Consider the following 24,335-nt stretch of genomic DNA (forward strand, 5'->3'; position numbering starts at 1 on the left):
GCGTGGCTCCGATGGCCGCCACTCGAAAAGGACTAGACGCATGACACACATCTCCAGCACCAACCTTGCCGATGGCCGGGAGCTGCTCTATTTCGATGACGCTACGGCAGATGCTGCCTCGGCGGACAATGCCGCGTCAGATAGTGCTCCGGGAGGACAAAACACGCGCCGGCCGGAGCAGAACCCCGACCTCCGCGAGCTGCCGGCCCGGAGCGAGCCGGGCGAAGTCAGGTTCGACGCCCTCACCGGCGAATGGGTGGCCGTGGCCGCGCACCGCCAGGGCCGCACCCACCTCCCCCCGGCGGACCAGTGCCCCATCTGCCCCACAACACCCGCCAACCCCTCCGAGATCCCCGCGCCGGACTACGACGTCGTGGTGTTCGAGAACCGTTTCCCGTCGCTCGGGCCGGCGCTTGGACCGGTTCCCGGCAACGCAGGCTGGGGAACCACCGGCACGGCATTCGGCCGCTGTGAAGTGGTGTCGTTCACCCCCGAGCACACCGGTTCGTTCAGCGGGCTCAGCGAAGTCCGGGCACGCACTGTCGTCGAGGCCTGGGCGCACCGCACCGCCGCGTTGAACGAATTGCCCGGCATCCGGCAGGTCTTCCCGTTCGAGAACCGCGGCGCGGACATCGGCGTGACGCTCCACCACCCGCACGGCCAGATCTACGCGTACCCGTACGTCACCCCCCGCGCAGCTGTGATGGGTGCCGCCGCCCGCAAATATTTCGACGACGCCGACGGCCGGCAGACGCTGACCGGCTCACTGCTGCGGTCCGAACGTGAAGACGGCAGCCGCATGGTCCTGGAAGGCGAGAACTTCAGCGCCTACGTTCCGTTTGCCGCACGGTGGCCGTTGGAGGTGCACCTGGTCCCCCACCGCCAGGTGCCGGACCTCGCGGCGCTCAGCGGTGAAGAGAAGGACGAACTGGCACATGTATACCTGGACCTGCTCAAGCGGTTCGATGCGCTCTATCCGACGCCCACCCCGTACATTTCGGCCTGGCACCAGGCACCGCTCGATGACGTGCTGCGGCCGGCCAGCTACCTCCACCTCCAGCTGACCTCGCCGCGGCGGGCTGCGGATAAGCTCAAGTACCTGGCCGGTTCCGAAGCGGCCATGGGTGCTTTCATTAACGACACCACCCCGGAACTCGTGGCGGAGCGGCTGCGCACCGTCACGGTTCCCGCATCAGCCCTCAAGCCACTCCCGGAAGGCGCACACGCATGACCGTCCCACTCAGCCACGGCGACCTGAGCAGCAATGACCTCGAGGCACGGTTCCGGGATGCCTTCGGCGCAGGTCCCGACGGCATCTGGCAGGCGCCCGGCCGCGTAAACCTGATCGGCGAGCACACCGACTACAACGACGGCTTCGTGCTCCCCTTCGCCATCGACAGGACGGCGCGGGTGGCTGTCCGGGTCAGGACCGATTCGACGCTCAGGCTTCTGTCCACCTACGGCGACCAGGGCATGACGACGGCGGACACCTCATCCTTGGCGGGCTCACAGGCCAAGGGCTGGACCAAGTACCCCCTCGGCGTTATCTGGGCACTCCAGGAGCGCGGCATCAACGTCCCGGGCCTTGACCTGCTGCTGGACTCCAACGTTCCCCTCGGCGCTGGGCTCTCCTCGTCCCACGCCATCGAGTGCGCCGTCATCTCAGCCCTCAACGAGCTGACCGGGGCAGGGCTGAAAGCAGAGGAAATGGTTCTGGCCACCCAGCGTGCCGAGAACGACTTCGTGGGAGCCCCCACGGGCATCATGGACCAGTCCGCCTCACTGCGCGGCGCCAAGGGCCATGCCGTTTTCCTCGATTGCCGGGACCAGAGTGTCCGACTGGTTCCGTTCGAGACCGAACCGGCCGGCCTTGTCCTGCTGGTGATCGACACCAAGGTTTCCCATTCACACGCCGACGGCGGCTATGCGTCGCGCCGGGATTCGTGCGAGCTCGGGGCCGAAGTACTGGGGGTCAAGGCCCTCCGCGATGTTGGTATCGAGGACCTGGACGAAGCCAGCGGCCTCCTGGATGAGGTCACGTTCCGCAGGGTCCGCCACGTGGTCACTGAGAACGACCGGGTCCTGCAGACTGTGGAACTACTCGGTTCGGCCGGACCGGGCGCCATCGGGCCCCTTCTCGATGCCAGCCACCGTTCCATGCGGGACGACTTCGAGATTTCCTGCCCGGAGCTGGACCTGGCGGTCGACACCTCCCGCGCCAGCGGTGCCATCGGAGCGCGCATGACGGGCGGCGGTTTTGGCGGCGCGGCGATTGCCCTGACGCCGGTGGCCGCCGAACAGCAGGTGCGCACGGCCGTCGAGCAGGCTTTCTCCCGCGCCGGGTACCGCAAGCCGGAGATCTTCACCGTTACCCCGGCGGCAGGGGCGATGCGGCTGGTTTAGCCCGGGCGTAGGCTGGGCGCATGTCAGAAGCAGTCATTGTTTCCACTGCCCGAAGCCCCATCGGACGCGCCTTCAAGGGGTCATTGAAGGATGAGCGGCCGGATGACCTTGCCGCTGCGATGGTCACGGCAGCCCTGGACAAGATCCCGTCCTTCGACCCAAGTGGAGAGACTGGCGCCGGCCTGGACGACCTCTATCTTGGCTGCGCCGAACCCAGCGGCGAAGCGGGCTCCAACATGGCCAGGGTGGTTACCATCCTGGCCGGACTGGACAACGTCCCCGGTGCCACGATCAACAGGTTCTGCGCTTCCAGCCTGCAGACCATCCGGATGGCGTTCCACGCCATCAAGGCTGGCGAGGGAAGCGCATTCGTCGCTGCCGGCGTCGAGTCCGTCTCCCGGTATCCGAACTGGACCGGTGCCGGGGAAACCGACGCCGGCACCCACAACCCGCTGTTCGAATCGGCACGCCGTCGCACCGAGGTCCGGGCCGCGTCCAACACGCCGTGGACAGACCCGCGGCTCGGCGGGCGCATGCCCGACATCTACATTGCGATGGGACAGACCGCGGAAAATGTGGCCACCACGTACGGCATCAGCCGGGCCGAGCAGGATGAATGGGCGGTCCTGAGCCAGAACCGCGCTGAAGCGGCCATGGCCTCGGGCTTCTATCCGCGCGAGATCACGCCGTACACGCGCCGTGACGGCACCGTGGTGGAGCGGGACGACTCGCCGCGTGCCGGTGTCACCCTCGAAGGAGTGGCGGCGCTCCAGCCCGTCTTCCGCAGCGAGGGGACGGTAACCGCCGGCAACGCCTGCCCCCTGAACGACGGCGCCGCCGCGGTGGTGGTGATGAGCCATGAGCGTGCCAGGGAGCTCGGGCTGGAGCCGCTGGCACGGATTGTGTCCACGGGCGTCAGCGCGCTCTCCCCCGAACTCATGGGCATGGGGCCGGTGGAGGCAACCCGCCGCGCTCTGGCGCGGGCAGGCCTGGGCATCGGCGACATCGACCTCGTGGAACTCAACGAGGCGTTCGCCGTGCAGGTGGTGGCCAGTGCCCGCGAACTCGGCATCGACCACGAGCGGCTCAACGTCCACGGCGGGGCGATCGCCCTGGGGCATCCCTTCGGCATGACCGGCGCCCGCATGACCACAACGCTGCTCAACGGGCTCCGGGAGCGCGACGCATCGCTCGGGCTCGCGACCCTGTGCGTCGGCGGCGGCCAGGGCATGGCAGTGGTGTACGAGCGGCTCAGCTAAGCAGGACCCCGCCATAACGGAATGAGCCCCGCCGGGTAGCGGGGCTCATTCGGGTTCAAGCACAACTTAATGCACGACTAATGCACGACGGCGTACGCCGTCCAGGGTCCTAGTCGTCGCCGCGGAGAATCGCCAGCAGGCGGATGATCTCCACGTACAGCCACACCAGGGTCACGGTCAGGCCGAACGCGGCGGTCCAGGAGAACCGCTCCGGTGCGCCATTGCGGACGCCTTCCTCGATGCTGGTGAAGTCCATGATCAGCGAGAATGCGGCGAGGCCGATGGCCAGAACGCCGATCGCCACGCCGATGATTCCGCTGCGCAGGCCGAACGGTTCCGTCGTCAGGCCTGTCAGCATCATGACGAGGTTCACCACGGAGAACAGGGCGTACCCGGCAATGGCGATCATGAAGAACTTCATGGCCTTGGGCGTTGCCCGGACCTTGCCACTCTTGAACAGGAGCAGCGTAACCGCAAATACGGACAGCGTCCCGACGACGGCCTGCAGGCCGACTCCGGGATACATGGTGTCGAGGACGCGGGTCAGGCCACCGAGGAACAGGCCCTCCAACGCGGCGTAGGCCAGGATCAGTGCCGGTGACGGCTGTTTCTTGAACGTATTGACGAGGGCGAGCACAAAGCCGCCCAGTGCACCAACGATCATCAGCAGCGAGGCCAGCGACATGCTCACGAAGAGCGTGACCGCCGCGCCGGCAACCAGCACGCCGAGGCAGACGGCGGTCTTGATGATGACGTCGTCGAACGTCATCCGTCCGGTTTCGGCCGGACCGGCTGCCGGCTGGTTGTACATCTGCTGCAGCTGGTCATGGGTCATGTTCTGCTGCTGGGCCATCCAGCCGCCCTGCGCATCCATGACCTGGCCGGGGGCGCGTCCCGGAGCCTGGCCGTAAGGGTTCTGCCCGTACGGGGCCTGGCCGTAGGGGTTCTGGCCGTACTGAGCCTGCGGAACAGGCGGTGCCTGGGTGGCTCCACGGAAATTCTTTCCGTTGAAGATCGGGTTTCCGCCAAGTGCCATTGCGGGTGTCCTCCAAATAAAGGGGGTGGGTGGTGATCCTTATAGTTCAAGGTATCAATTCCCACGCCCGGAGGGCAGGGATAGTTCCCCCGTACCGCCAGCCGAAACGCAACCGTGACATGGGCTACTCCTGGCTGTGACGGGGCCCACGGGCCATGAGTCGAGGCGACTGTTTAGGAATACTCAGAATCAACAAAAGTTTTCTTTAGCAGAACTGCATTGATTCGAAGGTTTGGCTTCACGGTTGTTATCCGATCGCTATCTTAGGCGCCCTTGGACGAGGCTTCATTGGTCCCCGCTGGCTGTAACATAAGCCCAAGCAGGGTGACTGACATCACAAGGTATTCGGTTTAACGACCGCATATTTGGCGCCACGACTACGTCCCCCGCACCGTTCGCAGTGGTTGTAAAGGCGCAACCCAGTCCACCCCCATGTGGAGGTTTTCATTTTGAGAAGCACAACGAGAGGCCTGTCGCACAGACGGCGCGGCGGATTGCTGAAGACGATGGGGGCTGTATTTGCCGCTGTCGTTGCAATTCTCCTCGTCGTTGCCCCGGCATCGCAGGCCACCACCCCCTCACCGACACCATCCCCGTCGAACCAGCAGTTCCAGAACAGCATCAGCGGCTTCCTTCGGGACGATGCACGTGCACCTATCGCTGACGTTACGATCACCGCCAAGAGCGGCGATTTCACCGGGACCGCAAAATCAGGCGCCAACGGCTCATGGACCATCGGAGTTCCGGTCCAGGGCACTTACGAAGTGGAACTCGACGAATCCACTCTCCCCGAAGGCATCAAGCTCGCCGACGGCCAGGAAAATCCACGAAAGGTCACGTTCAGCCAGACCTCCAACCTGTCAGTGATCTTCGCCTTTGGAAAAGGCATCGTGGTCCAGCAACAGGACTTCGGCCAGAACCTGCTCAACCGGCTCGTAGCCGGGCTTAGCTTCGGCCTTCTTCTGGCCCTGGCCTCGGTCGGACTCTCGTTGATCTTCGGAACAACCGGCCTCACCAACTTTGCCCACGGCGAAATGGTGACGTTCGGTGCGGTGCTGGTCTTCGCCTTCAATGCCATGAGCCTTCCGTTCTGGCTGGCGGTGGTCCTTGCCCTACTGGGCGGCGGCCTGTTCGGCTACGTCCAGGATGCAGGGCTGTGGAAGCCGCTGCGCCGCCGCGGGACCGGCCTGGTCCCCATGATGATCGTCAGCATCGGCCTTGCGCTGGCAGTCCGCTACGTCATTCAGTTCTACTTCGGCGGATCCACCCAGCAGCTGCCGTACGCCCAGAGCTCCGAGATCCAGATCGGCCCGGTGTCCATCTCGCCAAACAACCTGTGGTCGCTCGTCATCAGTGCCGTCGTGATCGCACTGATCGGGTTCATCCTGCTCAAGACCCGCCTGGGCAAGGCCACCCGTGCAGTGGCCGACAACCCCGCCCTTGCGGCAGCCTCCGGCATCGACGTGGACAACGTCATCCGGATTGTCTGGGTGGCCGGCGGCATGCTCGCCTCCCTCGGCGGCATCCTCTGGGCCTACTACCGGCCCGGCGTCACGTTCGACATGGGCTCACAGATCCTGCTGCTTATCTTCGCGGGTGTGACCCTGGGCGGCCTCGGCACCGTTTTCGGTGCACTGATCGGATCCATCATCGTCGGCATCTTCGTGGAGCTGACCACCGTGTTCGGCCTAGCCGCCGACCTCAAATATGTGGGAGCACTGTTCATCATGATTGTTGTCCTCTTGTTCCGGCCGCAGGGCATCCTGGGCCGACGCGAGCGCGTGGGTTAGGAGACAGCCATGGACTTGGGTTTCATTTTTTCCAGCGCTGCCGGTGAACTGTTCAGCCCGACGACGGCGGCGTACGCGCTTGCCGCCCTCGGCCTCGCCGTTCACTTCGGCTACTCGGGCCTGCTGAACTTCGGGCAGGCCGGCTTCATGGCGGTGGGCGCCTACGGCTTCGCCATCTCCACGCTGACTTTCGGTGTGCCGTTCTTCGTCGGCCTGCTGATCGCCGTCATCTGCTCGGCGATCTTCGCGCTGCTCCTGGGTATCCCGACCCTGCGCCTGCGTGCCGACTACCTTGCCATCGTGACCATCGCGGCGGCGGAAATCGTCCGGTACATCGTCACCACCAACCAGCTGACGTCCGTCACCGGGTCGGCCAACGGCCTGGCCGCCTTCGAAGGCGGGTTCTATGCCATGAACCCGTTCCCGGAAGGTTCCTACTTCGGCATGAACAACAGGGACTTCTTCATCCGCGTTGTGGGCTGGGGACTTGTGATCATCTGCTGCACCCTGGTGTGGCTCCTGATGCGGAGCCCGTGGGGACGCGTCCTCAAGGGTATCCGCGAAGACGAGAACGCCGTCCGCTCGCTGGGCAAGAACGTCTACGCCTACAAGATGCAGGCGCTGGTCATCGGCGGCGTCCTCGGCGCCCTCGCCGGCATGATCTTCACCCTTCCCCGCGGTGCAGTCCAGCCGGCCAACTACGGCACTGAACTGACGTTCTTCCTGTACACGTGCCTGCTGCTGGGCGGCCTCGGAACGGTGCTCGGCCCCGTCGTGGGCGCCATGATCTTCTGGGTGGTGCTTTCGCTCACCCAGGGCATCCTCTACGGCTTGATTGAATCCGGCGCTGTGACGTGGCTGAACACGGTCCAGGCCGGGCAGCTGCGTTACATCCTGGTGGGTGTCGCCCTGATGCTGCTGATGATCTTCCGGCCCCAGGGCGTCTTCGGCAACAAAAAGGAGTTGGCGTTCGCATGAGTGAGCAACATAATGTGCCAACAGTAAAAGGCACGGGTAGCACCGAAAACATCGATTACATGACGGACACCCGGCCGATCGCCGCCGGCGAGACGGCTCCGGGCTGCAAGAAGCGGGATCCGATCGTCGTCGCCGAAAACGTCACCCGCAGCTTCGGCGGCATCAACGCCGTCGACGTCGAATACCTAGAGATCCCCCGGCACAAAATCACTGCGCTGATCGGACCCAACGGCGCCGGCAAGACCACCTTGTTCAACCTGCTGACCGGCTTTGACACGCCGAACTCCGGCAAGTGGCAGTTTGAAGGCAACAGCCTCGCGGGCGTCTCCCCCTACAAAGTGGCCCGGATGGGCATGGTCCGCACCTTCCAGCTGACCAAGGTGATGGGCAAACTGACCGTCATGGAGAACATGCGGCTGGGCGGTTCGGAACAGCCCGGTGAGCGGCTCTCCAAGGCGCTGTTCAAGGGCATGTGGGGCGGCCGGGAAAAGGAAATCACAGCACAGGCGAACGTCCTGCTGGAGAAGTTCAAACTGGACGCGAAGAAGGACGACTACGCGGCATCGTTGTCCGGCGGCCAGCGCAAGCTGCTCGAGATGGCGCGGTCACTGATGGTCAGGCCCAAGCTTGTGATGCTGGACGAGCCCATGGCCGGCGTCAACCCGGCGCTGACCCAGTCCCTCCTTGACCACATCAAGAACCTCAAGGCGGAAGGCATGACCGTGCTTTTCGTCGAGCACGACATGAACATGGTGCGCCACATCGCCGACTGGGTTGTGGTGATGGCCGAGGGCAAGATCGTCGCCGAAGGTCCGCCGGTTGAGGTCATGAAAAACCCGGCCGTGATCGATGCCTACCTGGGCGCCCACCACGACGTGGATCTGGGCGACGCTGAAGGCATCAAGGAACTGGCTGCCGAGCTCGTGGCCGACGAGGAGTCAATCGTGGGCACCGAGAACGCCGGCATCATCGCCGTCGACGTCATCGCCCCTGAAACGGACGCTGACACGGTGACGCCCGAAACCAGGAAGAAGGACACCGAATGAGCGCCACCAGTGCTGCCGCGGCCGCCACACCAGCTGCAGCGGACGAATCCGTCGTCAAGGTCACCGACCTGGTGGCGGGCTACCTCCCCGGCGTGAACATCCTCAACGGCTGCAGCATCGAGGCCCGCAAGGGTGAACTGATCGGCATCATCGGGCCCAACGGCGCCGGCAAGTCCACGCTCCTGAAGGCCATGTTCGGCCTGGTGAAAGTTCACTCAGGGTCCGTGGTGGTCCGGGGCCAGGACATCACCGGGCTCAAGGCCAACAAGCTCGTGTCCAAGGGTGTGGGCTTCGTCCCGCAGAACAACAACGTGTTCGCCACGTTGACCATCGAAGAGAACATGCAGATGGGCATGTTCCAGCGGCCCAAGGATTTCGCGGAACGGTTCGACTTCGTCACCAGCCTCTTCCCGGAGCTCGGCAAGCGACGCGCCCAGCGGGCCGGCTCGCTGTCCGGCGGTGAACGCCAGATGGTGGCGATGGGACGAGCGCTGATGATGGAACCCGCTGTGCTGCTGCTCGATGAGCCGTCGGCAGGCCTCTCCCCCGTCAAACAGGACGAAACCTTCCTGCGGGTCCACGAGATCAACCGGGCCGGCGTTTCAGTCATCATGGTGGAGCAGAACGCCCGCCGTTGCCTGCAGATCTGCGACCGTGCCTATGTGCTGGACCAGGGCAAGGACGCTTACACGGGCACCGGCCGGGAACTCATGAAGGACCCCAAGGTGATCCAGCTGTACCTCGGCACCCTGGCGGACGAGGTCTAAGCCGCCACCAGGAGCCGCAGGAGGGCCGTCACCGTCCGGTGGCGGCCCTCCTGCGTGCCCGGGCCGTGTGCTGCCTTCGCGGGGCGCTTGAAGGATGCTGAAGGAGGCCCCCGAAGCCGCTCCCCGGGCAACAGAAAGCCCCCGTCCGGCTGGACGGGGGCTTTCGTGCTATCTAGGTTGAGTCGGCTTTACAGCTTGCCGAATTCTTCCTTGGACGGCTTGTAGGTGTTGTCATCCTGGTACTCGTAGATGCCGATGTAGGCTTCCGTGGGGTCGCCTGCGTCGGAGAAGGTCACCGGACCGGACTGGCCGTCGTAGTCGATGTCCTTGCCGTTGCGGAGCAGTGTCACGCAGGATGCGAAGTCGGTGCACTTCTCCCCGGCTTCAGAGACTGCCTTGAGCTGCTTGGCGACGTCGGTGCCCTTGGTGCTCTTCGCGGCCTCGGCTGCCAGTGCAATCAGGTTGACGGCATCGTAGGACTCGCCAGCGTAGCTGTAGTCCTTCAGGGCCGGGTCAATGGCCAGCAGCTTCTTCTTGAAGTCGTCCTTGGCGAACGTGCCCGGGATGGTGCCCTGGGCGCCCTTCAGCGTGCCCGCTTGGAAGTCCTTGCTGTAGTCCGACGTGTTGCCGTCCACCAGGAACATCTGGGTTGCCTTGATGCCCTTGCCGGTCATCAGGGGGACGATGCTCTTGGCCTGGTCGAAGGTGATCAGGGCAATGGCGTCAGGCTTGGCTGCGATGACCTTGTCCACTTGGCTGCTGAACTGCGAGTCGCCCTCGTTGAAGAGCTCCTCGGCAACGACCTTGCCGCCGGCGGCTTCGAACGCAGACTTGACGTTCTTTGCCAGGCCCGTGCCGTAGGCGTCGTTCAGGACGATCATGCCGACGGTCTGGGCACCACAGGTAGCCATGTAGTTGCCGAGCACCTTGCCCTGCAGCACATCCGAAGGAGCCGTGCGCCAGTAGAGGCCCTTGTCATCCCACGTGGTGAAGTCAGGAGAAGTGTTCGCAGGCGAGAACTGGATGACGCCGGCGCCCGTGATCTGGTTGATGACGGTTTTGGAAACGCCCGAGGAAGCAGCGCCGATGATGGCGCTGACACCGCTGCCAAGCAGCGCCGTGGTGGACTGGGTGGCGATGTCCGTCTTGGTGTCACCGGAGTCGCGGTGGATCACCTCGACGGGCTTGCCCAGTACGCCCCCTGCGTCATTGACTTCCTTGATGCCAAGGTTGACACCGGCAATTTCGGGCGGGCCGAGGAACGCCAGCGACCCCGTTGTCGGCAGGAGCGATCCAATCTTGAGGGGTGTGTCGGTTGTGGTGGTCGAGGCCGGAACCGAGCCGCCTGCGCCTGCTCCGGTGGTGGCACTGCCGCTGGCGCTCGGCGCCGGGCAGGCAATTCCGGATGCTGCGGGAGTGGTGGAGCCTGTCGAACTCGGGGTGGACGAGCCGCCACAAGCCGTAGCCAGAAGGGCGACGCCGATGCTAAGCGCTGTCAGCTTAGCGACACGCGGCGCCGCCTGGGGGAGTGAAATCATTGAGAGTCTCCTCGATCGAAAGGTGCGAACGGCCTTTGATGCGAATTACCAGGTGTACCTGATTTAGATTCAAGCTAGTGCAAATTCCCCGCGAACATAAGTGACTATGGTCACATCCTTATAACAGTCGTTGCATATGGGACACCACGGGGCGTGGAGGAGAAAAGTTGTACCCCAGGTGGGACTCGAACCCACAACACGCGGATTTTAAGTCCGCTGCCTCTGCCAATTGGGCTACTGGGGCGCCCGGTCAATGGTATCCCGTCAGAGCCGCTCAAAGGGCGCGGCGTACCGGAACGTCCCGTGGATGCCTCCGGGCCAGACAGCGAGCGGGAGCACCTGGAACGAGTCCCTCCACTCGGCCGTCGGAGGGTCGATGCCCAGCGAGACCGACGGCACAAAGCCGAAACGGGAGTAGTACTCCGGGCCGCCCAGCAAGGCGATGCCCCTCTCCCCCGCGGCATTCGCGCGGGCCACGGTTTCCTGGATGAGGGCCGAACCGATGCCGTGCCGCTGCAACCGCGGCACCACGCCGATGGGGCCGAGGCCCAGCAGCTCAAGGTCCCCCACCCAGCCCCGGGTGCTGATCACGTGGCCCACGACTTCGCCGTTCTGTTCCGCAACGATGCTGAACTCAGGCAGGTACTCGTCACAGTCGAACAACTGCTTCATCAACCCCACTTCCACCGGTTCGCCGTCCACGGGCAGCCCCGTTGCGGGCGACACCGAGAAAGCCGCCGCCGTGAGTTCCAGGATCGCCGGCCTGTCCGCCGGCTGCTCGGTACGCAGGACGAGTGCGGGAGCGGGCGCGGGCTGGTCGGAGCTCTGGGCGGCAAGTTCGTGCAGTATTTCCAGGGCGCGGTCGGCGTCGGCCACTGGAACCAGGAGATGGTCATGATGGAACCCGGCGAGGACGTTGCAGCTGATGCGGGCGTCGGTAAGCGCCGCGCTGACGGCCGCTGTCAGTCCGACGGCTTCAAGCGACGAATGCACCTGAAGCGTGATCCAGGCGGCTACAAAGTCGTAGCGCAGCTCCAGCCTGTCCGCTTCGGCCCGGGGCAGCACTACCGTGAGCCCTTCCGCTTCCCGGACGGCAGCTTCGATTCCCGGCGCGAGGGGCCGGCCGTACGGCCACAGGACATATACATATTCCCCCTCGCGCAGCACGGGATGGATGGATGCCAGCAGGGTCCGGATGTCCTTTTCACCAGTCATTGAGCCATTAAACAACAGCGGCGGGCGTTCCCCGGGGGAACGGCCGCCGCTGACGGAGGTGCGCAGCTACTTGGTGTCAGCCGACACGGTCTGCTTCTGACCGCTGTTGCTGCCGGATTCGGCCGGCTTGTCAGCCGCCGGTGCGGCCGGAGCAGCAGCCGGCTTGGGCGCCGGAGCGGCCGCGGAGACGAAGGCTCCGCGCGGGTTCTCCAGGTCGATCAGCTGCGTGGTGTCGCGGCCAACAAAGAAGCTCAGGATCCAGTTGAAAATCACGCGGAACTTGCGCTCGAACGTGGGCATGGCCATGCCGTGGTAACCACGGTGCGCCAGCCAGGCCAGCGGACCCTTCAGCCCGATGCGGCCCAGGAGGTTGATGTTGGCAACGCCCTTCCATTCGCCGAAGCCGGCAACGGCGCCCAGGTTCTTGTGCTTGTAGTCCTTGAGCTCCTTGTCCCAGCGGGAGGCCCACAGGTTCTTCGCGAGGCGCTTGGCCTGGCGAAGGGCGTGCTGCGCGTTCGGCACGCAGGTACCGTCGGGCAGGCCGCTGCCCGTGAGGTCCGGAACGGCGGCGATATCGCCGGCAGCCCAGGCGTTCTCAATAATGCCTTCGTCGCCTGCGACGCGCAGGTCCGGAAGAACGCGGACGCGTCCGCGCGGCTCCAGCGGGAAGTCGGTGGAGCGGACCATCGGGTTCGCCTGCACACCGGCAGTCCAGACAAGGGTGTCCGCCTCGAATTCCTGGGCGGGGGTCTTGTCCGGAAGGTTGATGAGCTTCAGGGAACCCTCGGCATTGTCCAGCGAGGTGTTCAGCAGGACCTCGATGCCGCGGCTGCGCAGGTGCTCCACGACCCAGTCGGCCTGCTTGGCCGTGACCTCGGGCATGATGCGGCCCATGGCTTCGACCAGGACGAAGCGGACTTCCTCCTGCTTGACTCGGGGGTTGTTCTTGACCGCCGCACGGGCGAGGTCTTCCATCTCGGTGATGCATTCGATGCCGGCGAAGCCGCCGCCAACCACCACGAAGGTGAGGGCACGGGCGCGCTGTGCGGGATCGGTGATGGTGGAACCGGCTTCAATCCGCTCGAGGACCTTGTTGCGCAGCGCAACGGCTTCCTCGATGGTCTTCAGGCCGATGCCCTTGTCCGCCAGGCCCTTGATGGGGAACGTGCGGGTGATGGCGCCTGCGGCCATGACGACGTCGAAGTAGGGCACCTCAAAGTTCGGTCCGCCGTCGGACGGGGCAACCACGGCGGTCCGGTTGGCATGGTCGATCGAGGTGACGCGGCCCTGGATAAGTTCCGTCTGCTTCAGGTGCTGACGGTGCGAGACGACAGCGTGGCGCGCCTCGATGTTTCCGCCGGCAACTTCCGGCAGGAAGGGCTGGTAAGTCATGTAGGGCAGCGGATCAACGACGGTGACGATGCCACCGGCATTCGCGATCTTGTTCTGCAGTTTGAGGGCTACGTACAGGCCGACGTACCCGCCGCCGACGACGAGTACCCTGGGACGGTCCTGGAGCTGTGGGGTTGTTGCCATGACTCAAGAATACAGTAGTTTGTGAAAATCTTCACTAACTAAATCGTCGCCGTTACGTTCCGTTCGAGTCCACCTTGTCCAGCACTCCGGTCTCCGGCTCGTCGGGCACATTTCCGGGGTTCCTAGTGGCCCGTCGCAGCTGGAATGCGGCGCCCCCGATGATGCCCGCGAACAGCAGTCCGAAGCCGATGACCACCACGGCCGGCACGGCGCTGTCCATCTGGGACGGCGCCTCAGCCACCGGTACCGTGGCCGCGGGCAGCGTGGGAGGCGCGCTGGTGGGGCTGTCGGTGGGCTCTGCGGCGGGGGCGGTTGCGGCCGCCTCACCCCGGCGGTGGATCCTGATCCAGTCGGCCACGGTACCCAGCGGATTCACCTTCGTTTCGGGCACATCCTCCTTTAGCGCGGCTTCCGCGTTGAGCACGCCGAACCCGTAGATGGGGTCTTTGCCCGGCGCCCCGGCGTCCTTGGCCGTGGTGACAATCCTGTTGATGACCTGACTGGCCGTCATCTCCGGCCACTTGGAACGGATCAGAGCCGCCACGCCGGACACAATCGGTGTGGCGCCGGATGTGCCGGCCCATTCCGCATAGCCGTCCCCCGGCATCCCGCCGATCAGGTTTTCGGCCGGTGCGGCCACGCCAATGCTGATGCCTTGGGAGGACGAATCGATGCTGGCGGCACCCTCGCGGTTCAGGCCCGCCACGGTCAGGACGCCCGGGATGGTTGCCGGCGCTCCGACCTGGACGTTGCCGCCCACCCGGTTGCCCGCTGCGGCCACGATGACCACGTCCTTTTGCTCGGCATAGAGGAATGCTGCGTCCCAGCTCTGCGGCCATTCGGGCGAGGTGCTGCCCAGCGAAATGTTGATCACGCGCGCGCCGTTGTCCACGGCCCAGCGGACGGCCGCCGGAATCTGTTCCTGGTCGGTCTTCCCGCCGGGGTTCTGGGAACCAAGCCACGTGGACACGGACAGGATCTGCGCTTCCGGAGCCACGCCTACGATTCCGTCGGGGCCGGGTGCAGCAGTGGCGCCGGGTGCGGGACTAGCCGTGGACTTCGGCGGCTGGTGCCCGCGGCCGGCCAGCATGGTTGCCACCAGCGTGCCGTGCTCGGGCTTCGAGCCGATGCTCTTCTGCCCGTCCGCGCTGCCTGCCCCGGAGGCGTCGCTCCCGCCCACCACGGCGCCCTTCAGATCGGGGTGCTTGGCATCCACGCCGCTGTCGATGACGGCAACTTTGACGTTGGCGCCCTTGGAAACCTCCCACGCCTTGGTGATGCCGGACTCGGCCAGCCAGTACTGCTTGTCCCGCCATGAATCCGCACGGGCTTCCGGTGCAGCGATCAGGGACGTCGCCAGGCTGCCTGTGGCCAGGGCAATTGCAGTCACGGCAGAGGCCATCCGGCCCCAGCGGGTTGTTGCTCTGGTCATTCGGGTCCAATCGGCTGTACGTGCGAAGTCATGAGCTGATGCCACGTCTAGCTGATGCTCAGGGCAATTCCGTCGAGAATATCGTGTTCGCTGGCGACAGCCGAAGTGATCCTTCCCTCCGTTACCTCAGCGAGGCGCTCCAGGACGCGCCGCCAGACCAATCCGCCGGCACCGATGACGTCCACCCGGCCCGGATGCATGTAGGGAAGCCCGGCCCGTTCGGCCTTGGTCATCCCGAGCAGATCCGTGCACGCCTCGCCAAAAGCCTCAAGCGGCAGTTCCGCGCCGTGGATTGCCGCAGGCGAGTATTCCGGCAACCGGAGCGCGTGGGCCGTAATGGTGGTGACGGACCCCGCCACGCCGACGACGACGGTGGTGCGGTCCAGCGGAACGGCCAGTCCCGCCTCGCTGATGGCGGCGTCGACGTCGGCTTCCGCCGCAGTGACCTGCTCCGGCGACGGCGGGTCGTTGCGGAGGTGGCGTTCCGTCATCCGGACGCAGCCGACGTCAACGGACTTGGCGGCGATGACGCCGTTGGCGTCACCGAGCACGAATTCGGTGCTTCCACCGCCGAGATCCACCACAAGGACAGGGTCGGCGCCGCGGGACGGAAGTACACTGCTCGCACCGGCGAAGGACAGGGCAGCCTCTTCGTCGCCGGTAATCACTTCAGGTTCCACGCCGAGAATCTCGCGGATGCCGTCCACGAATACCTTCCGGTTGCTGGCGTCGCGCGTGGCGGAGGTGGCAACGAAGCGGACCTTCCCGGCCCCGTGTTCGCGGATCAGCGCGGCGTAGTCGGCAGTGGCAGCGAAGGTCCGGTCCAGGGCTTCCTGGGCCAGCTCTCCGGTTGCGTCCACGCCCTGGCCCAGCCGGACCACACGCATTTCGCGCACAACGTCGGTCAGCTTCGGGCTGCTCCCGTTCCCGGCCACGTCGGCGATCAGGAGCCGGATGGAATTGGTTCCGCAGTCGATGGCGGCAACGCGGGTCACTTGGCGGCCTCCGTGGAGTTGTCGGTTTGCTCTTCAGCGGAGTTCTCTTCAGCGTGCCGGTGCGTGTTGCGCACGGGTGCCGGACGGCCCACGATCTGGGGCAGGCCCTGCGGCCCGTGCCGGCTGAGGTCCTGTGAGGGCGCTTCTCCGCCGGTGTCCCACGCGCCGTCGCAGTAGCAACGGTCCGCGGTCCACCATTCGCTGATGGCCTCGAGTGCTTCATCGCCCAGCGGATTGACTCCGGGACCGGCAGCAAGAGAATGGCCCACCAGGACATGAAGGCACTTGACCCGGGTGGGCATGCCGCCGGCGGAGATGCCGTCAATCTCGGGCACGGCGCCGATGCCGGACCGCTCGCCGATTTCCGCACGGGAAACCAGATACGCATCGTGGGCGGCACGGTAGCTGGCGGCGAGTCCGGAGTCCCCGGCCAGGCGTTCGTTCATCCGGTTCATCAGGCCGGCGGCCTCAAGGCGCGACACCGCGGATGTGATGACCGGGTGGGTCAGGTAGAACGTGGTGGGGAACGGGGTTCCGTTGCTGAGCCGCGGCGACGTCGCCGCGACCAAGGGGTTGCCGCAGACACAGCGCGCGGGAATTTCGACGACGTCGCGCACGGGACGCCCCAACTGGCGGCTCAGGACGTCCAGGTCGCGGGCGGACGGGTGGCTGTACCCGGGCACCGTCGAGGCCTCGTTTCTTGCCGGGTGCCCGTCCGGAGCGTTGTCGCCTACTGCATGCTGGTCCACTGGCGCGGCCGCCTTCCTGCCCTTGGAGGCTGACCCGAGGGAAAGCCGGCGGAGGGCACCGCCTCTAGTCTGTTGCCGAGCGCCTGATGGACTCCCAAAGCGAGTCCACCCATGGCAGGTTTGCCGGGTCCTGTGCTGATCCTGTGCCGCCCTGGCCACTGGCGGTCCCGGCCGGCAGATCGCTGCCAAACACCCAGTAGCCGGTCTCTCCCGGCATAACCATGTTAATGCGGTCTCGGGCCTGCTGTTTCACGTAGTTCGGGTCCTGCCACCGGGAGACCTGGAGCTTCAGTCCCTCCTGCTCCGCTTTCCGTGCCGCGATATCCGCTTCCAGTGCTGCGATCTCCGCCCTTTTGTCGATGAATATCTTGACGGTGGGGGCCAGCATGATGGTGATGGCAATCATGACGACGGCCAGCGCCAGCATCCGGCCGGAAAAGGCCTTGGCAGGCACCGGATCCTGGTTATCCGCCCCGTCCCTGGCGTCGCTACCCGAGGATTGGCCGGGCTGCCTGCTGCCGTCCGGACGGCGGGCCGCCTGTTTGCCGGCGGCAACCCCGGCCTTGACCGAAGCCCCCAGCCGTCCGGCAGTGGTGGACTTTCCTTGTGCAGCGGGCGATTTGGTCACGGGCGTTTGCGCAGCGGGCGCTCGCCCGGCCGGTGTGTTCGCGGCGGGCGATTTCGCCTCCCCGGCAGCGGGCACGTGCCGCGTCGCGCCGAAATCGGCGCGGATGACGTCAGCGCCGTCGTCGGCGTCCTTTGACTGACGCGCCGCGGGCGTAGCCCTGGGAACCTTGGGACGGCGGGTGGCCATGACACTCCTTCAAAAGCGGACCACAAACAAAAACCGGTGGCCATGGTCTTTCAACCATAGCCACCGGTCAGCTGTTTTTTTGGATGCTAGCCCTTGAAACGCGGGAAAGCGCTGCGTCCGGCGTAGCGTGCGGCGTCGTCGAGTTCCTCTTCGATGCGCAGCAGCTGGTTGTACTTGGCGACTCGCTCGGAGCGGGCCGGGGCGCCGGTCTTGATCTGTCCCGCGTTGGTGGCAACGGAGATGTCAGCGATGGTGGTGTCCTCGGTTTCGCCGGAGCGGTGCGAGGTGATGGTGGTGTAACCGGCACGCTGGGCCAGCGACACGGCGTCCAGCGTCTCGGTCAGGGAACCGATCTGGTTGACCTTGACGAGCAGCGAGTTCGCGGTCTTGGTGTCGATGCCGCGCTGCAGGATGGACGGGTTGGTGACGAAGAGGTCATCGCCCACGAGCTGGACCTTGTCACCGATGCTGTCGGTGAGGGTCTTCCAGCCTTCCCAGTCGTTCTCGTCCAGCGGGTCCTCGATGGAAACCAGCGGGTAGTCGGCCACGAGCTCGGCGTAGTACGCGCTCATCTCGGTGGCGGAAAGGGCCTTGCCTTCGAACTGGTAGGCGCCGTCCTTGAAGAACTCGGAGGAGGCGACGTCCAGGGCCAGGGCGATGTCCTTGCCCGGGGTGTAGCCGGCGTTCTTGATGGCTTCCTGGATCAGGTCCAGTGCGGCACGGTTGGACGGAAGGTTCGGCGCGAAGCCGCCCTCGTCGCCCAGGCCGGTGGAGAGGCCCTTGGCCTGCAGGACGGACTTGAGGTTGTGGTAGACCTCGACACCCCAGCGCAGGCCCTCGGAGAAGGTCTCGGCGCCGATCGGGACGATCATGAATTCCTGGATGTCCACGTCGGAGTCGGCGTGCGAGCCGCCGTTGAGGATGTTCATCAGCGGAACGGGCAGGACGTGCGCGTTGGGGCCGCCCAGGTACTTGTACAGCGGCAGGTCAGCGGACGCTGCAGCGGCGTTGGCCACGGCCAGGGAAACACCCAGGATGGCGTTGGCGCCGAGCTTGCCCTTGTTGGGGGTGCCGTCCAGGTCAATCATGGCCTGGTCGATGCTGCGCTGGTCCGTGGCGTCGAATCCGGTCAGTGCCGGTGCGATCTGGTCGATGACGGCGTCGACGGCCTTCTGGACGCCCTTGCCAAGGTAGCGGCCCTTGTCTCCATCGCGGAGTTCCACGGCCTCGTGTTCGCCGGTGGAGGCGCCGGAGGGCACTGCTGCGCGGCCGATCTGGCCATCGGAAAGCAGGACTTCAACTTCTACGGTCGGGTTGCCACGGGAATCGAGGATCTCGCGGGCGTGAATGGCATCGATAAGCGCCATGAATATGCTCCTTATGGTGAAGCGATTTACTGGGAAACTAGCGGAAAAACTCGACGTCCTCGTCAGGGACTAGCGTAGTCGAGAGTGGTGCAGGTTACGGAAACCTATCCAGCACCCGGACGTCATGATCCCGTCCGTGGCCCAGCTGGGTTAATGGGGCGGTGGCTGTCCTGATACTGCCGGACTGCCGCGCGGAGGGCGCGTTCGGCGTCAAAACCCCGGGTCCGGGCAGCGGCCACGACGGCCAGCAGCAGCTCGCCGAGTTGCTGTTCGGAGTCCAGGGTTTCGACCAGCTCAACCACCGGGTGGACATCCTCAACCACCGGACTGGCCTGCTCCACCATAAGTGGTTGAGCCCGTCGAAACCCCGCCCTTGCCGCCCGGTCCAGTGACTTCTGGGCCCGGGCCAGGGCCGGGAGACCTTGCGGAATTCCCTCGAAAGGATCACCGCGTTCCGGTTTCTCGGCCCGCTTGATGGAGTCCCATTTCCGGACGATCTCCTCCACGCTGGCCGGGAAAGTGTCCTGGAGCGAGCCGTCCGGCCGGAACACGTGCGGATTCCGGCGGATCATCTTGGCGGTGAGGCCACGGACAACGTCGTCGAAAGCGAAACTGCCGCGCTCCTCGGCGAGGCGGGCGTGCAGCACCACCTGGAGCAGGACGTCGCCCAGCTCGCCTCGGAGCTCGGCCTCGTCGGCGCCGGTTTCGATTGTTTCGGCTACTTCAAAGGCCTCCTCAAGGAGGTACTCCACCAGTGACTCGTGGGTCAGCGCCCCCATCCAGGGACAGTGCTCCCGGAGGGCGGCAATCACGGCCACCAGGGAGGAAACCGGGACGGAATCTTCCTTAGGCAAGATTGGCGTAGGCGTCGTTGATGTACTCAACGAGTGCTTCCTTTTCCTCCAGCGGCAGGAAGGCGGCCTCGGCGGCATTGAGCGTCAGCTCGAGGATGTCGTCCAGGTCGTAGTCGAACGTCTCCACGAGCAGTTCGAATTCGTCGGTGAGCGTCACCCCGCTCATCAGGCGGTTGTCGGTGTTAATGGTGACGTTGAAGCCAAGCTGGTACAGCATGTCCAGCGGGTGGCTTTCGATGCCTTCGCCGAAGCCTGAGATAGCGCCGGTCTGGAGGTTGGAGGACGGGCAGATTTCCAGGGCGATGCCGCGGTCGCGGATCCAGCTGGAGAGCTCGCCGAGGGTGACCATGCCGATGTTGGCATCGGCTTCGTCGGTCTCTGCGTCAGCGTCTTCGTCGTCGAACTCAACGGTGATGTCCTCGGCGATGCGCACGCCGTGGCCGAGGCGCAGCGCCCGGCCGTCAACGAGGGCAGACTGGATGCTTTCCAGGCCTGCTGCTTCGCCTGCGTGGACCGTGGCGGGGAAATTGTGCTGGGCGAGGTATGTGAACGCATCACGGAAGCGGGACGGCAGGAACCCGTCCTCTGCTCCGGCGATGTCGAAGCCCACGGCCCCGTTGTTGCGGTGGCGGACGGCCAGTTCGGCAATTTCCTGGCCGCGGTCAGCGTGGCGCATGGCCGTGATGAGCTGGCCCACCTGGATCTCCCGGCCGGTTTCGGCGACGGCGTCCACGCCGGCGTCGAGCCCTTCCTGGATGGCCTCGACCACTTCGTCCAGCGTCAGGCCCTTCTGCAGGTGCTGCTCCGGTGCCCAGCGGACTTCGCCGTACACGACGCCGTCGTCGGCAAGGTCTTCCACGAATTCCTTGGCCACGCGGAAGAGGCCCTCTTTGGTCTGCATCACGGCGATCGTGTGGTCAAACGTTTCGAGGTAGCGGACCAGGGAGCCGGAGTCTGCGGATTCGCGGAACCACTCCCCCAGCGCCACGGGATCGGTGGAAGGCAGGGTGTGTCCCACGGCTTCCGCCAGTTCGATGATGGTGGCCGGGCGCAGGCCGCCGTCCAGGTGGTCGTGCAGGGATACCTTGGGGAGGCTCTTGAGGTCGAAGTCGATGGCAGGGGCAGCGTCAAGAATAGGCTCAGTCACGTACCAACCTTAGGGTCGGACGGCGTCCGGCGCCACCCGGAAAGCGGCGGCTTTAGCGGCGGCCCCGGTTCAGCGGCGCGTTTCCACTTCGACGACGGCGGGAACGGCCAACGGCGCGATCTCCACCACCGCCTCCCGCTCAGCACGTGCACCCTGTTCTGCCGCTGATTCCTCACTGGATTCCTGGCCGGATGCAACATGATCGTGGCGGCCCAGCCGCTTGTGCCACCAGCGCAGCAGGTGGTCGATGATGATGCCGAGGATGATGGCGAACACCACGGCAATGCCGGCCCCGAGCAGCGGGTTGTCATGCAGCAACGGGAAGGAGCTGGCGAGCAGGCCGATCCCGATTGAGTAACCCACCCATGTGACACAGGCACAGGCATCCAGGACGAAGAACCTGCGGTGCGGGAAAGCGGTGGTGCCGGCAACGTAGTTGACCGCCACGCGGCCCCACGGGATGTACCGGGCCGTGAAGATCAGGACGGCGCCGCGCTTCTCCAACTCGTAGTGGGCCCAGGCAAAGACCTTTTGAACCTTGGGCTTCCGCATCCAGCGCCAGCGTTCAAGCCCGATCTTCCGGCCGAGCATGTAGGCCATGTTGTCTCCGGCGATGGCACCGACCAGGGCGGTGGCGCCGAGGATCCAGAGATTGGGTTCACCGCTTTGGCGTGAAAACGCCGCAAGGGCCACGATGAGTGTTTCGCTGGGGACAACCATCGCAAAACCGTCCACAAAAAAGAACACCAGCAGGATGGGATAAATCCACCATTGGCCTGCGGCATGGAGCACTGCCTCATTGATAAATTCCACGCGGGGCCCTGCTCCTATGAAGTGACGGAAATCGCTATTAGTGTCCCATGGCAGCGGCATAATCCGCTACGCTAGAGCCGCGAAAGCTCACCCGCCGTCATGTGTCTCCCGGCGGTGTGCAGGGCGGCCCCCACAGCAGGTCAGGGGCCTGCCGCTGATTCTTCCGCGGGTTCCTCAGGCAGCCGGCCGCGGAGGCGGCTGATCAGGATGTCCACGATGATGCCGAGCAGGATCGCGCAGACGATGGCGATGGTGGCGCCCAGCAGGTGGTTGTCTTCGAACCACTGCCCGAAGAACAGGCCGATGGATACTGAATACGAGGACCACAGGGCTGCGGACAATACTGTCAAGCCCACGAAACGCAGGTGCGCGAAGCGGGTGGCACCGGCCGTCAGGTTGACGGCAACCCGTCCGATCGGGACGAAGCGGGCCACGAGTACCAGGGACGCCGGCCGTTTCCTCAGTTCATTCCCGGCCCAGTGGAAGGCGGTCTGCATTCGCGGCCCGCGCATCCACCCCCACCTGCGGGTACCCACCTTGCGACCGATCAGGTAGGCGATGTTGTCGCCGCTGAACGCACCCAGCGCGGCCACGAGCATCAGCAGCCACGGATTGGGGACGTCCGCGGTCGCTGCCACGGCCGCCAGGCCAACGACTACCGACTCGCTGGGGATCGGCGGGAAGAACCCGTCGATCACGCAGCAAGCCAGCACCAGGAAGAGCACCCAGTGCTGCCCCGCCGCCGCGAGAATGAAGTCGTTGATAGCCTGCACAGTTTCCTAACGGCCGGGGCCGCCCGTTTTCTCCCCGGCCGGTCTGCGGGCGGGCGGTGGCGCCCCCGAAGGGAGCCGGCCGGGAAGAGTCACGGGATCAGGCGATGCGGTCGATGATGAGCTTCTGCGCCGGCCGGGAGCCCTCCGGCGCAACCACAACGGCCCCTTCAAGGGCCTCTTTGGAGCGGCCGAATTTCTCCGGTGTGTCTGTCAGCAGCGTCATCAGGGGTTCTCCGGCACGGACCACGGCACCGGGCTTGGCGTGCAGCCTGACGCCCGCGCCGGCCTGGACCTGGTCCTCCTTGCGCGCGCGGCCTGCACCCAGCCGCCAGGCGGCAACGCCCACCGCCAGGGCATCGAGCTCTACGAGGACACCGTCGGCCGGAGCGTAGATGACTTCGGATTCCCTGGCAACGGGGAGCTTGGCCCGGGGATCCCCGCCCTGCGCCTCGATCATGCGGTTCCACACGTCCATGGCCCGGCCGTCCTTGAGCGCCGCGCGGGGGTCTGCATCGTGGACTCCGGCGCAGGCCAGCATTTCCTCGGCCAGCCGGACCGTCAGTTCGACGACGTCTTCCGGGCCGCCGCCGGCCAGCACCTCGACGGATTCCTCCACCTCGATGGCGTTGCCGGCGGTGAGGCCCAGGGGCGTGTCCATGTTCGTCAGCAGGGCCACCGTGTTGACGCCGGCGTCCTTGCCCAGGGCCACCATGGTCTCGGCCAGTTCCCGGGCGCGGGCCTCGTCCTTCATGAAGGCACCGCTTCCCACCTTGACGTCCAGGACCAGCGAGCCGGTGCCTTCGGCGATTTTCTTGCTCATGATGGAGGACGCAATTAGCGGGATCGCCTCCACCGTTCCCGTGACGTCACGCAGGGCATAGAGCTTCTTGTCCGCGGGCGCCAGACCCGCGCCGGCGGCGCAGATCACGGCCCCTACGTCCTGCAGCTGGGCCATCATTTCGTCGTTGCTGAGTGCTGCCCGCCAACCCGGGATCGATTCCAGCTTGTCCAGGGTGCCGCCCGTGTGGCCGAGTCCCCGCCCGGAGAGCTGCGGAACGGCCACGCCGAAGACAGCCACCAGCGGTGCCAGCGGGAGCGTGATCTTGTCCCCCACTCCCCCGGTGGAGTGCTTGTCCGACGTCGGCTTCACGCCGCCGTCGGGGCGCCGCAGGGCGGAGAAGTCCATCCGTTCGCCGGAGGCGATCATCGCAGCGGTCCACCGCGAAATTTCCGCGCGGTCCATGCCGTTGAGCAGGATGGCCATGTTCAAGGCAGCCATCTGCTCGTCGGCAATGGCGCCCCGGGTGTAGGCGTCGATAGTCCAGTCGATCTGGGCCGGGCTCAGGACGCCCTTGTCCCGCTTGATGCGGATGATGTCGACAGCGTCGAACGCTTCAGTGTTGCTTGGGGTGTGTGTCACCGGGGTTCCTCCAGGTGTTGGGGACCAAAGGCATCGGGTAGCACCTGGTCCATTGTCTTGATTCCCTGCGTGGTCATGAGTTCCATGTCGGGCGCCCGGAATTCGTACAGCAGCTGGCGGCAGCGCCCGCACGGCATCAGGACGTTGCCGCCGGCGTCCACGCAGTAGAAGGCGCGCAGCTTGCCACCGCCGGTCATGTGCAGGTTGCCCACGAGGGCGCATTCGGCGCACAGGGTCAGTCCGTAGCTGGCGTTTTCCACGTTGCAGCCGCTGACGATCCGGCCGTCCGCCGTGAGGGCAGCCGCCCCCACCGCGAACTTCGAATACGGCGCATACGCGTTCTTCATGGCGGAAACGGCGGCTGCTTCGAGCGCCGTCCAGTCCACCGCGTTGCGTTCCACCG

The 24,335-nt window shown here is 65.5% G+C and carries 22 protein-coding genes and 1 tRNA gene; 7 read left to right on the plus strand and 16 right to left on the minus strand.

The genetic code is table 11. The features are described 5' to 3' along the window. Nucleotides 1-40: 40 nt before the first annotated feature. Genes galT through AC07YR_RS16240 form a run of 3 tightly spaced genes read left to right on the plus strand, consistent with a single transcriptional unit; the run spans nt 41 to nt 3,662 of the window. Complete coding sequence (gene galT, locus AC07YR_RS16230; protein ID WP_494734567.1) at nt 41-1,231, plus strand: galactose-1-phosphate uridylyltransferase; 1,191 nt, start codon at nt 41-43, stop codon at nt 1,229-1,231. Further along, on the plus strand, nt 1,228-2,403 hold the full coding sequence (galK, locus tag AC07YR_RS16235; RefSeq protein WP_494734568.1) for a galactokinase: 1,176 nt from the start codon (nt 1,228-1,230) through the stop codon (nt 2,401-2,403). The genes galT and galK overlap by 4 nt, the downstream gene beginning before the upstream one ends. A 20-nt stretch (nt 2,404-2,423) precedes the next feature. After that, nucleotides 2,424-3,662: an acetyl-CoA C-acetyltransferase gene (locus AC07YR_RS16240; RefSeq protein WP_436057025.1), complete on the plus strand. Its 1,239-nt coding sequence runs from the start codon at nt 2,424-2,426 to the stop codon at nt 3,660-3,662. Nucleotides 3,663-3,771: 109 nt separating this feature from the next. Here AC07YR_RS16240 and AC07YR_RS16245 read toward each other — a convergent pair whose 3' ends face one another. Next, the gene (locus tag AC07YR_RS16245) at nt 3,772-4,698 is read right to left on the minus strand and encodes a Bax inhibitor-1/YccA family protein (protein WP_494734569.1); all 927 of its coding nucleotides are present in this window, start codon (nt 4,696-4,698) and stop codon (nt 3,772-3,774) included. A 506-nt stretch (nt 4,699-5,204) separates the two neighbouring features. On the opposite strand from AC07YR_RS16245, the gene AC07YR_RS16250 reads away from it, so the two are divergent. The 4 genes from AC07YR_RS16250 to AC07YR_RS16265 are packed head-to-tail and all read left to right on the plus strand — an operon-like array spanning nt 5,205 to nt 9,279. Next, nucleotides 5,205-6,488: a branched-chain amino acid ABC transporter permease gene (locus tag AC07YR_RS16250; RefSeq protein ID WP_028270464.1), complete on the plus strand. Its 1,284-nt coding sequence runs from the start codon at nt 5,205-5,207 to the stop codon at nt 6,486-6,488. A 9-nt stretch (nt 6,489-6,497) separates the two neighbouring features. Then, nucleotides 6,498-7,466: a branched-chain amino acid ABC transporter permease gene (locus AC07YR_RS16255; RefSeq protein ID WP_028270465.1), complete on the plus strand. Its 969-nt coding sequence runs from the start codon at nt 6,498-6,500 to the stop codon at nt 7,464-7,466. Continuing rightward, a complete protein-coding gene (locus AC07YR_RS16260; protein ID WP_494734570.1) occupies nt 7,463-8,512 on the plus strand; it encodes an ABC transporter ATP-binding protein in 1,050 nt (349 codons plus the stop codon). The genes AC07YR_RS16255 and AC07YR_RS16260 overlap by 4 nt, the downstream gene beginning before the upstream one ends. After that, complete coding sequence (locus AC07YR_RS16265) at nt 8,509-9,279, plus strand: ABC transporter ATP-binding protein (RefSeq protein WP_055804107.1); 771 nt, start codon at nt 8,509-8,511, stop codon at nt 9,277-9,279. Before AC07YR_RS16260 ends, AC07YR_RS16265 begins: the two co-directional genes overlap by 4 nt. 188 nt (nt 9,280-9,467) lie before the next feature. Here AC07YR_RS16265 and AC07YR_RS16270 read toward each other — a convergent pair whose 3' ends face one another. The 15 genes from AC07YR_RS16270 to AC07YR_RS16340 all read right to left on the minus strand — a co-directional run bounded on the left by AC07YR_RS16270 (nt 9,468) and on the right by AC07YR_RS16340 (nt 24,333). Then, complete coding sequence (locus AC07YR_RS16270; RefSeq protein WP_055804108.1) at nt 9,468-10,817, minus strand: ABC transporter substrate-binding protein; 1,350 nt, start codon at nt 10,815-10,817, stop codon at nt 9,468-9,470. 170 nt (nt 10,818-10,987) lie between these two features. Further along, nucleotides 10,988-11,061, minus strand: a tRNA-Leu gene (locus tag AC07YR_RS16275). A 20-nt stretch (nt 11,062-11,081) separates the two neighbouring features. After that, nucleotides 11,082-12,032 carry an N-acetyltransferase gene (locus AC07YR_RS16280; RefSeq protein ID WP_436057022.1) on the minus strand — a complete coding sequence of 317 codons (951 nt, stop codon included), beginning with the start codon at nt 12,030-12,032 and terminating at the stop codon, nt 11,082-11,084. Nucleotides 12,033-12,098: 66 nt separating this feature from the next. Then, entirely contained in the window at nt 12,099-13,568 is a 1,470-nt protein-coding gene (locus tag AC07YR_RS16285) for an NAD(P)/FAD-dependent oxidoreductase (RefSeq protein WP_494734571.1), read from the minus strand. A 52-nt stretch (nt 13,569-13,620) separates the two neighbouring features. Next, on the minus strand, nt 13,621-15,000 hold the full coding sequence (locus tag AC07YR_RS16290) for a S8 family serine peptidase (RefSeq protein WP_436057020.1): 1,380 nt from the start codon (nt 14,998-15,000) through the stop codon (nt 13,621-13,623). Between the two features lie 47 nt (nt 15,001-15,047). Further along, nucleotides 15,048-15,995, minus strand: coding sequence for a Ppx/GppA phosphatase family protein (locus AC07YR_RS16295; RefSeq protein WP_494734572.1), 948 nt, complete (start codon nt 15,993-15,995; stop codon nt 15,048-15,050). Next, a complete protein-coding gene (locus tag AC07YR_RS16300) occupies nt 15,992-16,678 on the minus strand; it encodes a DUF501 domain-containing protein (RefSeq protein WP_494734609.1) in 687 nt (228 codons plus the stop codon). Before AC07YR_RS16300 ends, AC07YR_RS16295 begins: the two co-directional genes overlap by 4 nt. 130 nt (nt 16,679-16,808) lie before the next feature. Next, on the minus strand, nt 16,809-17,558 hold the full coding sequence (locus tag AC07YR_RS16305) for an FtsB family cell division protein (protein WP_436057018.1): 750 nt from the start codon (nt 17,556-17,558) through the stop codon (nt 16,809-16,811). A gap of 86 nt (nt 17,559-17,644) precedes the next feature. After that, nucleotides 17,645-18,925, minus strand: coding sequence for a phosphopyruvate hydratase (gene eno, locus AC07YR_RS16310; protein ID WP_055804127.1), 1,281 nt, complete (start codon nt 18,923-18,925; stop codon nt 17,645-17,647). 122 nt (nt 18,926-19,047) lie between these two features. Next, nucleotides 19,048-19,704 carry a MazG nucleotide pyrophosphohydrolase domain-containing protein gene (locus tag AC07YR_RS16315; protein WP_494734610.1) on the minus strand — a complete coding sequence of 219 codons (657 nt, stop codon included), beginning with the start codon at nt 19,702-19,704 and terminating at the stop codon, nt 19,048-19,050. A 67-nt stretch (nt 19,705-19,771) separates the two neighbouring features. Then, on the minus strand, nt 19,772-20,926 hold the full coding sequence (locus AC07YR_RS16320; protein WP_436057017.1) for an adenosine deaminase: 1,155 nt from the start codon (nt 20,924-20,926) through the stop codon (nt 19,772-19,774). Between the two features lie 69 nt (nt 20,927-20,995). Further along, nucleotides 20,996-21,739, minus strand: a complete 744-nt coding sequence (locus AC07YR_RS16325) for a DedA family protein (RefSeq protein ID WP_436057016.1) — start codon at nt 21,737-21,739, stop codon at nt 20,996-20,998. 140 nt (nt 21,740-21,879) lie between these two features. Further along, nucleotides 21,880-22,512, minus strand: a complete 633-nt coding sequence (locus AC07YR_RS16330; RefSeq protein WP_494734573.1) for a DedA family protein — start codon at nt 22,510-22,512, stop codon at nt 21,880-21,882. Nucleotides 22,513-22,609: 97 nt separating this feature from the next. Then, nucleotides 22,610-23,932 carry a thymidine phosphorylase gene (locus AC07YR_RS16335; protein WP_494734574.1) on the minus strand — a complete coding sequence of 441 codons (1,323 nt, stop codon included), beginning with the start codon at nt 23,930-23,932 and terminating at the stop codon, nt 22,610-22,612. Continuing rightward, complete coding sequence (locus AC07YR_RS16340; protein WP_494734575.1) at nt 23,929-24,333, minus strand: cytidine deaminase; 405 nt, start codon at nt 24,331-24,333, stop codon at nt 23,929-23,931. Before AC07YR_RS16340 ends, AC07YR_RS16335 begins: the two co-directional genes overlap by 4 nt. Nucleotides 24,334-24,335: the final 2 nt, after the last annotated feature.

The sequence above is a fragment of the Arthrobacter sp. GW460-12-1-14-TSB2 genome (assembly GCF_059423525.1).